The organism is Ruegeria arenilitoris (assembly GCF_013031355.1).
GTDB lineage: Bacteria > Pseudomonadota > Alphaproteobacteria > Rhodobacterales > Rhodobacteraceae > Ruegeria > Ruegeria arenilitoris_C.
In genome coordinates this window covers 24,816-39,951 of the sequence record NZ_WPZO01000005.1, presented here as the reverse complement: position 1 = coordinate 39,951, position 15,136 = coordinate 24,816, and the positions used below count along the sequence as shown (strand labels likewise).

Genomic DNA, 15,136 nt, shown 5'->3' with positions numbered 1-15,136 from the left:
CGCGCAGGGCGGCGGATCAGGCTTTGAACATTGGGCGCGTTTTGCGAAGCGCCTGTTTCACGATGATTTTCCCGTCACGCACGGTGAACAGATCGGCGCCTTCGGCCTCGATCCGCATGCCGTTGGCGTCGGTGCCGGAAAAGGTCCATTCCGATACGGCCCGGTCACCATGCACGAAATGGCTGTGGTGATCCCAATGGGCGTCCTTCATGCCGGCCCACACGCCAGAGAAGGCGGCGGCGATGGCTTCAGCACCTTCGACTTTGTTGCCGTATTTCTCATCGCCGGCCACGGTGTAGAACACACAATCATCGGCGAAATGGGTCATCACACCGTCGATGTCGTGACGGTTGAACGCGTCGAACGTGTCGGCCAGGTCCTGTGCGGTCAGGGTTTTGCTCATTTGTTTTTCCTTCTAATGAGGGTTGTTATGCGTCGTCCGGGTTCGGAACGATCAGTGTCGGGATCTTGGACCGCCGCAAAACGCGCTTGGCGACGGTGCCCAGGAAGGTGTGCGAGAAGCCGTGGTCATGCGCGCCCAGCACGATCAGATCGCAGCCCATCTCCACCGAACGGCGCAGGATCACTTCGGCCGGGTGGCCATCGGTGACCTCGACCGAGGTGACCTGTTCGCGGATCTTGGCGTCATCGCCTTCAAAACGGGCCCAGAACTTGGCCTGCCGTTCGGCCAACACCTGGCGCACCATTTCGTGGCGGCGCGACTGCGCGGTTTTGCGGGTCTCCTCGTTCAGGATGAACATTTCCATCGTGATTTTGACGTCATCTGAAAGCGGCTCGTTGACGTGTAGGACGTGAATCTGCGCTCCGGTCGCCTGCGCGATGCTGGCGGCATGGCGCAGGGCGTGGGGTGAGTTCGCCGACAGGTCGGTGGCAAACAGGATGTTGGTGACCAGTTGTTTCATGTCGTCATCCTTTCCGGGTCAGTAGCCCAGCAGCCGTGGTAGCCACAGCGACAGTTCAGGGAAGAAGGCGATGATGAAGATCGCGGCTGTATTGGCGGCGGCAAACGGCAGCGCTCGCAGCGAGATCTGCTCGATCGAGATGTTCGAAATCCCCGAGGCGATGAACAGGTTCTCACCCAGCGGTGGTGTCTGGAAGCCGATGCCCAGGGTACAGACCATCACCACGCCAAAGTGGATCGGATCAATTCCCACCGAATAGGCCACGGGCAGCATCACCGGAACCAGGATCAGGATGGTGGCCAGCGTCTCCATGAACATGCCGACGAACAGCAGGAAGAAGATGATCAGCGCCCAGATCAAATAAAGGTTGTCGGTAAAGCTGAGCATCGAGTCAGCGATGATCGCCGGGATCTGGTTTTCCACCAGCAGGCGTCCAAACACGGTTGCGGTGAACAGGATCAGCAGCACCCGCCCAGTCAGCCACGTCGTGGCCTCAAGCGACTGGAACAGCGATTGCCAGGTCAGTTCACGGTAGATGACCACACCTACGACCAGCGTGTAGAAGATCGCGACAATTGCAGCCTCGGTCGGGGTGAAGAAGCCGGTGTAGATACCGCCCAGGATCACCAGCGGTGCCATCAGCGACCAGAACCCGCGATACATCTCGCAGAACACGTTACGGATGGACCAGCCTTCGGCCGAGCCCTTGTAGCCGCGCTTTTTGGACATGAAAAAATTAAGGATCAGCAAGCTGGTGGCAATCAGGAAGGCCGGAACAAAACCTGCGATGAACAGTTTCGAGATTGAGACCGATTGGAAGGTGCCGAATTTTTCGACCGCTTCGGGCGGTGGTGCCATGCCGAGCGCGGCAATGCCGAAAATCACCATCGGGATGGAGGGAGGAATGATAATCCCGAGGCCGCCAGAGGAGGCCGTGATCGCCGAGGCATAGCCGCGCTCATATCCGCGGTTGATCATTGCAGGGATCATCAGCATCCCCACCGCCGCGGTTGTTGCCGGGCCGGAACCCGAGATGGCGCCAAAAAACAGACAGGCCATGACAGTTGCCGCCGAAATGCCGCCGGTGAAGGGGCCGGCCAGACTTTCAGCTACATTGATAAGCCGTTTTGATATCCCGGCGGCCTCCATCAGGGCTCCGGCCAGGATAAAGGCGGGCAGCGCCATCAGCGGGAAGGCTCCCACCGAAGTAAAGGCGATCTGCACGAATTTGATGGGGTTTTCGCCCAGATACAGGAACGAAAACAGCGAAGCCACACCCAGAGCCACAGTGATCGGAGCACCGATAAGCAGCAATAGTAGGAATGAGCCAAACAGAATTGTAACGATTTCGGATTCCATGACGTGTCCTCCCGGCCCTTAGTCGTTCTTCGCTGCTTCGGTCGCAGCTTTGATTTCGTCGAGGTCGATCTGATCGGGGTCGTGAATTTCCTCGCCCTTGATAAGGCGGCGGTAGTTCACCTGAAGGATGCGGAAGGTCATCAGCGCAAAGGCGATGGGCAGCACCATGTAGATGTACTTCATCTCGATGCCCAACGTCTGGGACTTCCAGAACTTGTTCATCTTGTTGAAAACAAAGTCCGTCGCCAGATAGAGGAAGTAGACGTTGAAGAAGAGCCAGAAGAGATCGGCAAAGGCTTCGATATACTTGATCGCGCCGTCGGGCAGGAACTTGAACTGGAACGTCACGCGGTTATGCGCGCCCTTCAGGGCGGCGTAACTGGCGCCGAAATAGACGAACCAGACGAACATGTAGACCGAGAGTTCCTCGATCCAGCTGATCGAAAAGCCGAAGACTTCGCGCGCGACGATCTGTACGAACAAAAGGCAGACGAAACCGGATAACAAAATCCGGCATATGATGCTTTCTATATTGTCCAGAAATTTCCAGAACATGTGGTTTCCCTCCTCCCTGAGATGAGAAGAGCGCCGTGGCGCTCTTCCCTGCATCGCTCTGCGGCGATTACTGCTGGACCGGATCGCGGCCGATGGCTTCGAGAACAGCGTTCAGCTTTTCGACGCCGCCGATGGACTCGTAGAACTGCGGCCATACGGCACCGGTCGCCAGTTCGATGAACTCGGCCTCGTCGTTTTCGGGATCAACAATTTCCATGCCCTTGGCGACCAGCTCTTCTTTGATCGCGGCTTCCGAGTCGCGCAGGAACTGAGCAGATTTCAGGGTCGCTTCCTGACCTGCTTCCAGAATCATCTGCTGCTCTTCTTCGCTCAGGCTCTGGAACACGGCTTCGGAAATAATCAGCGGTTCGATCGAGAAGATGTAACGCAGGTTGGTGACGTGGTCCTGCACCTCGTAGAACTTCATCGCATTGATGGTCATGTACGGGTTGTCCTGACCGTCAACGACTTTGGTCTGCAGGCCGGTGAAAGTTTCCGACCAGGCCATCGGGGTCGGGTTGATGCCCCAGGCCTTGTAGGTTTCGATCATGATCTCGTTCTTGGGAACGCGGATGATCAGATCCTGCAGGTCGGCAACCGAAGTTACAGGTTTCTTCGAATTGGTCAGGCGGCGGAAGCCGGTATAGGTCCACGCGATGATGCGTACGCCTGCGTCACGGATTGTGTTTTCGGTCAGTTCCTGGCCGATCGGGCCCTGGGTCAGGGTTTCAGCGTCTTCCAGGCTGAGGATGACGTAGGGCAGAGTGAACACGCCCACCGAAGGAGAGAACGGAGTGACGTTGTTGATCGCCAGCAGCGACATGTCCAGCGTGCCGATGGCCGCTTCGTTCACGGTATCCTGTTCCGAGCCCAGCTGACCGTTCAGGAACAACGTGCCGGTGTGTTCGCCGCCCGATTTCGCCTCCAGCGCTTCGACAAAGAACTTGCCGGTCGCTTCCTGCGGGCTGCCTGCACTGTCGCCGACCGCGATCTTGAAGTCTTTCGCGTCAGCCGCGCCTGCGACCATCAGCGCCGCCACGGATACGGCAGCGGTGAAGGTGCCAAGCTTGTTAATGATTGACATGGATTTCCTCCCGTTTGTCAGATTTCGAGGTGCGCGCTGACCAGGGGAGAGTTGGCCAGTCCGATTCTGCCTCGGCGCGGAAAACCTAGCTTGCGCAAAGTGTTTCTTCGTTGCTAAACTTTGCGCGATAGGTTTCACATATATCGAACTTGCAGAATGAAGCTCGACACACTGTCCACACGAATAGGCGACGCCGACATCCGGCTGTTGCGGGTGTTCAAAACCGTTGTTGAAAGTGGCGGGCTTTCGGCAGCCGAGGTTGAGTTGAATATCGGCAAGTCGACAATCTCCAAACACATCTCGGACCTTGAGCTGCGTCTGGACCTGAAACTCTGCAATCGCGGGCCTTCTGGTTTCTCGCTGACAGAGGACGGGGAAAAGGTGCTGCGCGCCGCCGAAGAACTGCTGATTTCCGTCTCGCAGTTTCGAACCGAAGTGAACGAAATCAAGGAGCAACTGGCGGGAACCATTCGGGTAGCGTTGTTCGATCAATGCACCTCAAACCCGGAGGCGCGGTTGGCCCGCTCGATTCACAAGTTCAACGAGGCTGCGCCCGCCGTTCAAATCGAGCTTTCGGTGGAACCCCCCAACGTGATCGAAACCATGGTTATTACCGGGCATCTGGATATCGGGATCATTGCGTTGCACCGTCCCTCAGCCAGTCTTGATTATGTCCCGCTGTATGGCGAAGACATGTTCCTGTATTGCAGCAACGAGCACCCCCTGTTTGATCGTTCAGAGTCCGATCTAAGCGTGGACGAGCTGCGCAAGTTCAACTATGCGGGCCTCAGCGTGAATTCCCCAAATCTCATCGTTGGTCAGCAGCTGGGCTTTAAGCGCGCAGCAAAGGTACAGAGCGAACAGGCTCTTGCTGTTTTGATCCTGTCCGGCCGGTATCTTGGGTATCTGCCAGACCACCTTGCCCGGCAATTTGTCGACCAGAAAATGATGAAGAAGGTTTTGCCCAGCGAAACGCAGTATCGAACGCGATTTGCGGCTGTGACCCGAAGGCAACCCGCGCCAACACGCATCACCAAACTTTTCATGAGTGTTTTGAGCCAACAACACGACAGTCCAGATCATGCTGAAACCTGCTGACGGTTAATTTGAAGGCAACAATCACAAAGTGTTGTGTCGCAGACTTTTGGGTCTGGATTGACGATCATGCAGATTACAGCGTTTATTCACACCGTTCACTTCTGTCTGCGGTACACCGTGTCCTATCGTGATTTGGAAGAGATCATGGCCGAACGCAGTGTTCGTGTTGACCAAGGGCGTCTCAACAGATGGGTTGTGAAGTATTCGCCGATACCCGCAGCGAGAGCGCAATCGAAGAAACGCCCCAAAATCTCGGGCAAACCGAATGGATATACAATACAGATGTCGGCCTCGCTGGTATCGATTTACTCCTGCAACGAGCCCGCCTGCTTTACCAACGACAGAACCTTTTCCGTACTGTCGGATTCCTGGCTGAGAAGCAGGGCAAGCCTGGCGAGAAAATGCTCGGATTGCTGCGGGCCGACCAAATCAATGGATTTGGCGATTGCCTCATAGACTGTTTCGATGTCGACCTGAGCCATCAGCTTCTCCTCACTTGCAAACTGCAGTTTTGTAAGCCGCAAGTACCTCAGCTGGCGTGGCGGCTTTCCAGCGTGCTGCGACATGCCGGTCGGGCCGGATAAGATACGCCGTTTCTTTTCTCGCGCCATAGATCTCCGCCACTGGGCCGTCTGACGACAGGACAATGGCGCATAAGTGTTCACGCGAAACTGCAGACTGAATGGCGTCGGCAAGCGCCTGATCAAAACACAAAACCGTAAAACCATGGCCCAACTCGCCGGACAAGTAGCCTCGGTTCAGCTTGACTTCAGACAGAACCTTTCCGACCTCGGGGCCCGTCGTAAATTCATCGGAACACGGAGTCACAACCGGGCTGTCGGCATAGATATAGGGGCGCATCTGACGCGGATTGGCCAATTGTCCTGCGAATTCATGGTCCATTGCCAGTGACAAGGCAGCATTGCGCATCACTTCCCAACCATGTGTTGGCGGTGTCATGAAACGTGCACTCTTGGAGGCATTCGCAAACACGTCCATCGTCGCGCCACGCCGCTCGGGTGTGTAACTGTCCAGCAAATCAGGTCCGGCCTTGCCGTTCAGCACCCAGCCCAATTTCCAGCCGATGTTGATCGCATCGGCTAAGCCGTTGTTCAGGCCGCGCACGCCGAAGATTGGCACGATATGGGCGCTATCGCCGACAAAGAACACCCGACCGTCGCGGTAGTCATCCAAGGCCAGCGTGTTGGCGGTGTAAACGCTCCACCATTCCAGGTTCCACGGACCCTCATAGTCAATTTCGTGCAACACACCTTGCACGCCGGCTCTGATTTGGTCTTCCTGAATGGCGTCTTCCGTCGCCTCGTCTTCGAACAACTGGTAGTCGATCCTCCAGATATTGTCGGGCTGCCGGTGGATCAGGACCGTACCGCCGCGGCGGCAGGCCGGATCGAACAGTGCCCGCCTGATCGTGGGATAATCATGGTCCAACTGTACGTCTGCAATGACATAGCGGCCTTCAAAATTCTCACCTTTGAGCCGCAACCCGCGCATTTTGCGGATCGGGCTTTTTCCGCCATCGCAAGCTAGCACCCAATCGGCGCAAAGGTCATAGACGTCCTCGCTGTCCTTGACGGTCAGTTCCACTCCATCCTTCAGATCTTCTATTGCAACGACCTCGCTTTGCCAGCGCATGTCAATCAGATCGTTCCGGGCAACCGCATCATGAAGATATTCTTCGATATATTGCTGCTGGATATTGTACATCGGACGGTATTTTTCGTTCTCGCCGTCCGGCATCTCGAACTCGAGGATTTGCCGATTGCGGTAGAATGACCGACCTGTCGTCCATCCCAGTGACTTCTCCAGAAACGGGTCCAGTGCACCAATGCTATCCAGCATGTAATAGCTCTGACGCTCGATGCAGATCGCGCGACTGCCGTCATTAAATGTCGATTTGTTGTCGAGCAGTACCGAAGGAATACCTTCTTTTGCCAACGCCAGCGCCGCTGTCATGCCAACGGGACCAGCCCCGACAATGGCGACTTTTGCCCGATTTGAGAGCCCTCGTCGTTCAGCATCTTTCGGGGCTTCAAAATGCGGATATGTGAAGTACAGCGACTCCAGTTGGCCTTTTCCTGTGGGTCTCATGCCGTCCACCTTTTGAATACCGCGCGTTCCTGCTCAGTCTTTCATTGCAACGACATTCCTGTCTGTCCTCTGAGTTAAGGGACAAGGCAGGATGAACTGGTGAGCCTTTGGACTGCTGTCAACAGCGTCACGCGCACAAGGCGAAGAGAGCAGACTTTGAATTGATCCCCAGTTTTTCATAGGCCCGTTTGCGGTAGGTGTTGACTGTGCTGGCCGCCACATCAAGTTCCCAGGCGATGGCGTCTGTTGTCAGGCCTCTCAGGATTGCCTCGCAAATCTCTTTTTCGCGGACTGACAACGAATTGAGCGGGCTTTGCAGTTGAGCAGGCTGGTTTTCTGCATAGTGCAGCAATACGATTTTCGACACGAGGGTCCAGAAGTCGCGGCGGAGTTCATCTTCGCTGATGATAAATGGGCCGTTCTCTTGAAAACGGTAAAAATTCATCCCAACCACCTCGTCGTCGCTTCGCGCAAGCACGGTGATCTTGTCGACAATTCCCGTCTTCTGGAAAAACTCCTGCCAATAATCTGGCGGCATCCGATCGGAAAGCTCGCGCAGCGTGAGAATACGCATCTGTCCGTCTTGTTTTGTGGCCTCGATATCTGTGCGCAGAGGGTCGCGCAAATACCCGCCTCGTAGGTATTTGTGCGCCAGGTTTTTTGCCGCCTGCTTCTGCCGTTCGTTGAACGACAGATAGCAGTGCGGGCGGTCGCGCTTGTACGAGAAAATCATACATTGATCGGCTTTGACGACATGTTCGATCATATCCAGAAAATGCGCATTGAAGTCCGCAGAGCCGACAGACGCCAGGCAAGACGACAATATTTTCAGGAACTTCGGGGCCCCTTCACCGCTGAAGAAGTTTTCAAGTGTCATGATCTCATGATGAGCAGATTTCGTGGTGTTGGCAACTTGAGGGCTTAACAAAAACCACGCTGTCCGGCGTGTCCCCTGCAACAAGGGACATAAATCTCCAAGCTTGGCGCTTATCGTCACAGCCAGATTTAGACCGGTTCCCAGGGCATGGCGAAACGGCACCAACACTCAAGGAGCGCCTGAAGACTATGAGTGAAGCAACACAGATGGAATACAAGGCCGGTCTGTCCGCAAATGACGTCAGCGCCCTTGCCCAAGGTCGCGCCGTGACGAAGCTTTCCTCGAATGAAAACCCGTTTGGACCTTCGCCCAAGGCCGTGGCTGCGGCACAGGCAGCCCTTGAAGGGGCAAATGTATATCCAGAACGAAATGACGCAGCCCTGTGTGGAGCCCTTGCCGATTTTCATGGTCGTGGTCTGACGCCATCGCATTTTTTCGCCGCAAACAGTGGTGTCGAGGTGTTGTCCCTGATCGAAGATGCCTGTCTCACTGAAAGAGAGCGCGCGATCATCTGCCCCCCTTGCTTTGGTGCCTATTCGGCGTCGCTGCAAAAGAAGAGGGCACCGATCGATACCGTGGCGCTGCAGGGTGCCGGTTACCAAGTTGACGTGGATGGCATTCTGTCAGCGGTGACTCCAGAAACGCGTCTTGTCTACCTGTGTAATCCCAACAATCCGACGGGTACCTGGTTTGGCGAAGAAACCCTGTCTGCAATCCTGGATGGTCTGCCGGATCATGTGACACTTGTCTATGACGAGGTCTATTTCCAGTTCGCCACCGAAATGGGCTTGCCCGATGCAATACGGCACGTTCTGGATGGGCGAAACATCGTGATCGTGCACAGTTTTTCCAAGGCCTACGGTCTGGCGGGAATGCGTCTTGGATACGGCATCGCGCCGCCGGAAATGACCGCCCGAATTCAGCGACTGAAACGTGCCTTTCACATCAATACCGCAGGCATGGCAGCCGCCATCGCCGCCCTGACAGATAAAGAACATCTGAAGAAAACCGTCGACAACAACCATTCAGAGCGAAAGCGGTTGGCCAGCGGCCTGCGCGATCTGGGTTTGGAGACGAGCCCCAGCCAGGCCAACTTCGTGATGTTCCGCTGCCCCGTCGGCCATGATGCAGACAGCCTGACAAATGCCCTGGTGCAAGAGGCGGTGATGGTTCGCCCAGCCTTCCATCTGCCGCACCACATTCGTGCCACCGTGGGTACACCTGAGGACAATACGCGGCTCATCGCCGCCCTGAAAACTGTGATCGGAGGCTGAATCATGACCACCAGAATGACGGGCGGGGAAGCCGCCGTCCTTTCGCTCCACAACCTTGGTGTCGAGACCGTGTTCGGGTTGCCCGGTGTGCAGAATGACTGGCTTTACAACGCGTTCTATGATCACCGTGACAAGTTCCGGATCATTCATACGCGCCACGAACAGGGCGCGGCGTACATGGCGCTCGGCTCGGCCTTGGCCACAGGCGAAACCAGCGTGTTCAACGTGGTGCCGGGGCCTGGCATTCTCAATGCAAGCGCGGCTTTGTCCACGGCCTATGCCACCAATGCCAAAGTGATGTGCCTGACTGGCCAAATTCCGTCGCACAAGATCGACCGGGGCATGGGCGACCTACACGAGATCAACGATCAGTTGGGTATCCTGAAACGCCTGACAAAATGGGCTGAGCGGGCGAGCAGCCCCGCCGAGATTCCCGGCCGCATCAAGGAGGCCTTCGCCCAGACCGGTTTCGGGCGCCCTCGACCTACGGCGCTGGAAATCCCAATGGATGTGCTTGCGGCGCAGGGTCCGGTGGATCTGGACGCAGGCGATGTGGCGCCGAAACAGCCACCTCTGGACGAAGAAGGCCTGAACCAGGCGGCCGAGATGCTGGCTGGTGCTGAGAACGTGATGATCTTCGTGGGCAGCGGAGCAATGGATGCCAGCGAGGCGGTTCGCCAACTGACCGAGAAACTTCAGGCGCCGGTCGTGGCTTTCCGTAATGGCCACGGCGTAGTCGACAGTCGCAGCCCGCACGGTTTTCACATGCCCGCCGCCCGCCCGCTTTGGGCAAAGACAGATGTCGTTCTGGCCATCGGCAGCCAGATGCGTATCCCGATGGAGAAATGGACCCAGAGCCACCGCCCCAAAATCATCCGCATCGATGTTGATCCGGTCAGCCACACGGTTTTCTCCCGCCCCGAGCTTGCCATTACGTCACGCGCCGAAGAAGCGGTGCCTTTCCTGCTGGAACGGCTGGAGGGTTACAGGCGCTCATCACGTATTGAGGAGTTGCAGGAAGCCAAGGCTGCCTGGACAAAGAAATCGGCGGTGCTGGAGCCCCAGCAAACCACCCTGCGCATCATCCGCGAAGAACTGGGTGAAGACGGGATCTTTGTGGACGAACTGACACAGGTCGGGTTCGCCAGCCGGTTTGCCTACCAAAGCTACAAGCCGCGCACGTTCATTTCGACCGGGTATCAAGGCACGTTAGGTTATGGGTTTCCGACCGCACTGGGTGTCAAAGTGGTCCGCCCGGATGTGCCGGTCATTTCGATCACCGGCGATGGTGGCTTCATGTTCGGGGTGCAGGAACTGGCAACTGCCGTGCAGCACAAGATCCCGTTGGTCACCATCCTGTTCAACAACAACCAGTTCGGCAATGTCCAGCAGATGCAGAAGAACGACTATGGCGGCCGGATCATAGCGACCGATCTGGTGAACCCGGACTTCCCCCGCATGATCGAGAGCTTCGGGGCGCAGGCCCTGCAGGCTACGGACGCAACTGAGCTGCGCGCTGCGATCCGACGCGGACTGGCAACAACCGACGGCCCCACCGTGATCGAAGTTCCGTTCGAAGAAATGCCCAGCATCGACCAGTTCCGATAGGAGCCAGACAGTGACACAGTTGGAACAGGACAAGATCGACGCCTTGCGCGCGCTCGACGCTCCAAGGGGGCACAACATCATCGATGGTCGATTCCTTTCGTCGGCATCCGGGCGTGAGATACCGGTCAGCAGCCCCATTGACGGGGCGGCGCTTGGAACCCTTCCCGACAGTGATGTGGAAGACATCGATCGCGCGGTAGCGTCTGCTCGTGCGAGCTTTGAGGCGGGCGTTTGGTCTTCACTTGCCCCCGCCGCACGCAAGAAGGTGCTGTTGAAATGGGCGGAGCTGATCGAGGCCGAGGCCCTGAGCCTCGCCGTTCTGGGCGCGCGCGACAATGGCACCGACATTCGCATGGCTTTGATGGCCGAGCCGACATCTGCCGTAGGTACCATTCGTTATTACGCCGAGGCTATCGACAAGGTGAATGGCGAGGTCACACCTACGCCGTCTAATGTCCTGTCGCTGATCCAGAGGGAACCGGTGGGTGTGGTCGGCGCGATCATTCCCTGGAACTTCCCGCTGATGATCGGCGCGTGGAAGATGGCGCCCGCACTTGCGGCGGGCAATTCGGTAGTCCTCAAACCTTCGGAGGACGCCAGCCTGTCGACGATCCGTGTGGTCGAACTTGCACTTGAAGCCGGGCTGCCGCCGGGCGTGCTAAATCTGGTGACGGGGCAGGGTGCAACAGCGGGCAAAGCCTTGGGACTGCACATGGATGTCGATGTGCTGGCCTTTACTGGTTCGGGAGCGGTTGGCCGAAAACTGATGGAGTACTCGGCGCGATCCAACCTGAAACGGGTGTATCTGGAACTCGGCGGCAAATCACCCAACATCGTCTTTGCCGATGCACCCGATCTTGAGGTGACGGCAGCCCAGACAGCCGCCTCGATCTTCCGCAACAACGGTCAGGTTTGCGTTGCGGCCTCGCGCCTGGCGGTCGAGCGCACCGTTTATGACGAGTTCATGGAGAAGCTGCGCGAACATGCCGAGGCACTGCACGTAGGCGACCCGCTGAAACTGGACCATACCACCGGCGCGCTGGCCAATGCCGCGCAACTGGACAAAACCAAAGCGGCAGTGAAATTGGCGTTGGAACAAGGCGCCATTTTGGCCACCGGTGGCGAGGCACTGCACACCGACACTGGCGGGTTCTATCACCAGCCCACCATTCTGACGGATGTCACACCCGACATGAGCGTGGTGCAGAACGAGGTCTTTGGCCCCGTACTGGCAGCGCGAGCTTTTGACACCGAAAATGAGGCGGTCGAGATTGCCAACGAAACCGTCTACGGGCTGTCCTCGGCGGTTTGGACCTCGGACCTGTCGCGGGCACACCGGATGGCTGGTCGCATAAAATCCGGTCAGGTGCATGTGAACTGCTTCGCTGGCTCGGACATGACATCCCCTCTGGGTGGAGTGGGCCAATCGGGGAACGGTGCGGACAAGTCCCTTCATGCGCTGGAAAAGTACGAGAACTTCAAAGCGACATGGATTCAGTTGTGACCGCACAGGCACTCTTTGTCCGGGAACGGAGAATGCGCCTTATCGGCGACGCACTGGCGGCAGAGTTTTGGGGCACCGCGCGGCTTCTGGCAATCACCTGACCTTGCGAGCAGGTCACATTCGGAGAGCGACATGGCCAAGGCTAAAAACATCCTGTTCATCATGTTCGACCAGCTGCGCTGGGATTACCTTGGCTGCTACGGTCACCCGCATCTGCATACGCCCAACATCGACCGGCTGGCGTCAATGGGTGTGCGGTTTGATCGAGCTTACATCCAGTCTCCGATTTGCGGGTCGTCGCGCATGTGTTTTTACACGGGCCGCTACGCCCACAGCCACGGCGCGACCTGGAACACTGTCCCGCTGAAAGTCGGAGAGCAGACGCTGGGCGACCACTTGCGCAAGGCCGGTATGGGCTGCTGGCTGGTGGGCAAGACCCATATGGAGCCCGATCTGGAGGGCATGGAGCGCCTTGGCCTTAGCCGTGACACCATTATCGGTGCGCGTGTTGCCGAATGCGGCTTTGATGTGTTCGAACGAGACGACGGCATGCGCCCCGAAGGACCAGCGGGCCTGTATGATCCCGGCGGCGCGTTGAAGTACAGCGAATACCTGTCGGAGAAGGGCTACGACAGCGATAACCCTTGGCATGACTTCGCAAACTCCGGGCTGGATGAAGACGGGAATGTGTTGTCCGGTTGGTTCCTCAGGAACTCTCCGCTTCAGGCCAACATCGCCGAAGATGACAGCGAAACCCCCTATCTGACGCGCCGGGGCATGGCGTTCATGGAACAGGCGGGTGACGAACCCTGGTGCATGCACCTTAGTTACATCAAGCCACACTGGCCATACATCGTCCCCGCGCCCTATCACGACATGTACGGCCCCGAACATGTTCAGGCCGCCCAACGCTCGAAAGCGGAACGTGAGAATGCGCATCCGGTAATGGACGCCTTCATGAAAAGCCGGGTCAGTCAGGCCTTTGCCCGCGACGAGGTACGTGATGCGGTGATCCCGGTCTATATGGGGCTGATCAAGCAGATCGATGACCAGATGGGGGTGCTGTTCAAGTGGCTTGAGGACACGGGGCGCATGGATGACACAATGATCGTGCTGACCTCGGATCACGGCGATTTTCTCGGCGATCACTGGCTGGGCGAAAAGTCGTTCTTCTATGAAAGCTCGATCCGAGTGCCGTTGATCATCTATGACCCCTCGCCCGAGGCGGACGCCACCCGGGGCACCGCGTGCGATGCTTTGGTGGAAAGCATTGATCTGGCGCCGACATTCCTGGATTTGGCAGGCGGTGAGCCTGCGGATCACATCCTCGAAGGGGAATCCCTGTTGCCGATCCTGCATGGTCAAAAACCCGATACGGAGCGTGAGGCAGTGTTCTGCGAGGTCGATTTCACCACCAACAACGAGGCCGTCTTATTGGGAGCCAGCCCAGACGAAGCCATGGTGTTTATGGTTGCGACACGCCGCTGGAAGCTCATCCACTTCGAAACGGGGCACCGGCCCATGTTGTTTGACCTGCAGACCGACCCGGAGGAGTTGGTGGACCTTGGTGCCTTACCCGAACATGGCGACACGATCCGCAAGATGTATGACCTGCTGGGTGCATGGGCCCGACGGTTGTCGCAACGCACAACGGTTTCCAAGAAACGGCTGGAAGAAATCCGCGCAGAAAAGGCAGACACCGGCGTGATGATCGGCGTCTGGGATGAAAACGATGTCCCCGCCAGGCTGACGGCAAAATACACCGGACGCCGGGCCAGGGACATGCGGCAGGCGGAATAGAGACCTTCTTGTCATATGTTTCAGTGGACAGGCAGGAACTCATTCATACGTTAACTTGTTTTCCAACTCATCCCGGTTGCGGGTGGCGAGTTGGGAGGCAAGGCATGACACTGAAAAACCTGCTGGTTGCCTATAACGGCGGCGAAGCATCGGATACCGCCTTGCATCTGGGCGCCTTGATGTCGCGAAAATACGATGCCCATCTGACCGGCATCGTTGCGCATGGCGTGTCAAACATTGTGCAGAACTTCCCCCCCTGGCTGGCACAGAAGGTGGCGGCTTCTCTGGATGACATCATCGCGGGTCGGGTGACGGAACTCGAAGACAGGTTTCGCAGCTATCTCGATGGCAAGGTCGATCCCGACAAACAGCACTGGATCGATGTCCACGCCGATCCGGATCGGACCATTTCCTTTTACACGCGGATGTTCGATGTCACGGTTCTGGGGCAGTATGAAAACTTGCCTGCGGCGGATGAATATACGCTGCACCCTGATCGGATTGCACACGCAAGTGGCCGACCGATCCTGGTGGCACCCAAGCGGTTCCGGCCGACGGAAATCAACGAAAGTGCCGTGATCGCGTGGGATGGTAAGCGTAATGCGTCCCGCGCCCTGTTCGACGCCATGAACATCTTGGAAACCAAGCGGATGGTTACGATCGTCACCGTGGGGGACAAGAGTGTTCACCGGGAAACCAAGGGCATCGATCTGCCGACGCTGCTGGCACGCCACGGTGTCGAGGCAAAACACGTCGTGGTGCCGAGGGGATCGGGCGGAACCGCTCGGACGATCCTCGACTTCTGCATGGAACAGAAAACGGGCCTTTTGGTCATGGGAGCCTTCGGTCACTCGAAACTGTCCGAAGACCTGTTTGGCGGGGTCACGAAACACATCCTTCGAGAGGCTGAAATACCCGTTTTTGTCTCTCATTGACGCAGGCGGG

14 protein-coding genes and 1 pseudogene are annotated in these 15,136 nt (G+C 57.3%); 7 read left to right on the top strand and 8 right to left on the bottom strand.

What is annotated here, in order from left to right; translation table 11 throughout:
- Positions 1-16 precede the first annotated feature (16 nt).
- The 5 genes from GOX63_RS13260 to GOX63_RS13240 form a co-directional block, all read right to left on the bottom strand.
- The gene (locus tag GOX63_RS13260; RefSeq protein ID WP_155142170.1) at positions 17-403 is read right to left on the bottom strand and encodes a nuclear transport factor 2 family protein; all 387 of its coding nucleotides are present in this window, start codon (positions 401-403) and stop codon (positions 17-19) included.
- 25 nt (positions 404-428) lie between these two features.
- Positions 429-923 (bottom strand): universal stress protein, encoded by a 495-nt coding sequence (locus tag GOX63_RS13255; protein ID WP_170545937.1) that lies wholly within the window; start codon positions 921-923, stop codon positions 429-431.
- 18 nt (positions 924-941) lie between these two features.
- Positions 942-2,282, bottom strand: a complete 1,341-nt coding sequence (locus GOX63_RS13250) for a TRAP transporter large permease (RefSeq protein ID WP_170329028.1) — start codon at positions 2,280-2,282, stop codon at positions 942-944.
- A gap of 18 nt (positions 2,283-2,300) precedes the next feature.
- Positions 2,301-2,837, bottom strand: coding sequence for a TRAP transporter small permease (locus GOX63_RS13245; RefSeq protein ID WP_170329026.1), 537 nt, complete (start codon positions 2,835-2,837; stop codon positions 2,301-2,303).
- A 67-nt stretch (positions 2,838-2,904) separates the two neighbouring features.
- Positions 2,905-3,921 carry a TRAP transporter substrate-binding protein gene (locus GOX63_RS13240; protein WP_170329024.1) on the bottom strand — a complete coding sequence of 339 codons (1,017 nt, stop codon included), beginning with the start codon at positions 3,919-3,921 and terminating at the stop codon, positions 2,905-2,907.
- Positions 3,922-4,077: 156 nt separating this feature from the next.
- Between GOX63_RS13240 and GOX63_RS13235 the strand changes: the two genes are divergently transcribed.
- The gene (locus GOX63_RS13235) at positions 4,078-5,019 is read left to right on the top strand and encodes a LysR family transcriptional regulator (protein WP_170329022.1); all 942 of its coding nucleotides are present in this window, start codon (positions 4,078-4,080) and stop codon (positions 5,017-5,019) included.
- A gap of 66 nt (positions 5,020-5,085) precedes the next feature.
- Positions 5,086-5,274: pseudogene (locus GOX63_RS23785) on the top strand (IS6 family transposase); the annotation flags it as partial.
- A gap of 50 nt (positions 5,275-5,324) precedes the next feature.
- Here the strand turns inward: GOX63_RS23785 and GOX63_RS13230 are convergent.
- The 3 genes from GOX63_RS13230 to GOX63_RS13220 form a co-directional block, all read right to left on the bottom strand.
- Entirely contained in the window at positions 5,325-5,501 is a 177-nt protein-coding gene (locus GOX63_RS13230) for a DUF2783 domain-containing protein (protein WP_170329020.1), read from the bottom strand.
- Between the two features lie 10 nt (positions 5,502-5,511).
- Complete coding sequence (locus tag GOX63_RS13225; protein ID WP_170545934.1) at positions 5,512-7,128, bottom strand: FAD-dependent monooxygenase; 1,617 nt, start codon at positions 7,126-7,128, stop codon at positions 5,512-5,514.
- A gap of 127 nt (positions 7,129-7,255) precedes the next feature.
- Entirely contained in the window at positions 7,256-8,173 is a 918-nt protein-coding gene (locus GOX63_RS13220; RefSeq protein WP_170329016.1) for a helix-turn-helix transcriptional regulator, read from the bottom strand.
- A gap of 20 nt (positions 8,174-8,193) precedes the next feature.
- Here GOX63_RS13220 and GOX63_RS13215 point away from each other — a divergent pair, with 20 nt between their 5' ends.
- The 5 genes from GOX63_RS13215 to GOX63_RS13195 all read left to right on the top strand — a co-directional run bounded on the left by GOX63_RS13215 (position 8,194) and on the right by GOX63_RS13195 (position 15,126).
- Positions 8,194-9,279, top strand: a complete 1,086-nt coding sequence (locus GOX63_RS13215) for a pyridoxal phosphate-dependent aminotransferase (protein WP_217356197.1) — start codon at positions 8,194-8,196, stop codon at positions 9,277-9,279.
- 3 nt (positions 9,280-9,282) lie between these two features.
- Entirely contained in the window at positions 9,283-10,887 is a 1,605-nt protein-coding gene (locus GOX63_RS13210; RefSeq protein WP_217356196.1) for a thiamine pyrophosphate-dependent enzyme, read from the top strand.
- A gap of 19 nt (positions 10,888-10,906) precedes the next feature.
- The gene (locus GOX63_RS13205; RefSeq protein WP_170329036.1) at positions 10,907-12,391 is read left to right on the top strand and encodes an aldehyde dehydrogenase family protein; all 1,485 of its coding nucleotides are present in this window, start codon (positions 10,907-10,909) and stop codon (positions 12,389-12,391) included.
- 132 nt (positions 12,392-12,523) lie between these two features.
- Complete coding sequence (locus GOX63_RS13200; protein ID WP_170545932.1) at positions 12,524-14,191, top strand: alkaline phosphatase family protein; 1,668 nt, start codon at positions 12,524-12,526, stop codon at positions 14,189-14,191.
- Positions 14,192-14,295: 104 nt separating this feature from the next.
- Positions 14,296-15,126 (top strand): universal stress protein, encoded by an 831-nt coding sequence (locus GOX63_RS13195; RefSeq protein WP_170545929.1) that lies wholly within the window; start codon positions 14,296-14,298, stop codon positions 15,124-15,126.
- Positions 15,127-15,136 lie beyond the last annotated feature (10 nt).

Coding starts and splice junctions, on each gene's coding strand:
- GOX63_RS13260 (WP_155142170.1), bottom strand. CDS start 403: ATGAGCAAAACCCTGACCGCACAGGACCTGGCCGACACGTTCGACGCG.
- GOX63_RS13255 (WP_170545937.1), bottom strand. CDS start 923: ATGAAACAACTGGTCACCAACATCCTGTTTGCCACCGACCTGTCGGCG.
- GOX63_RS13250 (WP_170329028.1), bottom strand. CDS start 2,282: ATGGAATCCGAAATCGTTACAATTCTGTTTGGCTCATTCCTACTATTG.
- GOX63_RS13245 (WP_170329026.1), bottom strand. CDS start 2,837: ATGTTCTGGAAATTTCTGGACAATATAGAAAGCATCATATGCCGGATT.
- GOX63_RS13240 (WP_170329024.1), bottom strand. CDS start 3,921: ATGTCAATCATTAACAAGCTTGGCACCTTCACCGCTGCCGTATCCGTG.
- GOX63_RS13235 (WP_170329022.1), top strand. CDS start 4,078: ATGAAGCTCGACACACTGTCCACACGAATAGGCGACGCCGACATCCGG.
- GOX63_RS13230 (WP_170329020.1), bottom strand. CDS start 5,501: ATGGCTCAGGTCGACATCGAAACAGTCTATGAGGCAATCGCCAAATCC.
- GOX63_RS13225 (WP_170545934.1), bottom strand. CDS start 7,128: ATGAGACCCACAGGAAAAGGCCAACTGGAGTCGCTGTACTTCACATAT.
- GOX63_RS13215 (WP_217356197.1), top strand. CDS start 8,194: ATGAGTGAAGCAACACAGATGGAATACAAGGCCGGTCTGTCCGCAAAT.
- GOX63_RS13210 (WP_217356196.1), top strand. CDS start 9,283: ATGACCACCAGAATGACGGGCGGGGAAGCCGCCGTCCTTTCGCTCCAC.
- GOX63_RS13200 (WP_170545932.1), top strand. CDS start 12,524: ATGGCCAAGGCTAAAAACATCCTGTTCATCATGTTCGACCAGCTGCGC.
- GOX63_RS13195 (WP_170545929.1), top strand. CDS start 14,296: ATGACACTGAAAAACCTGCTGGTTGCCTATAACGGCGGCGAAGCATCG.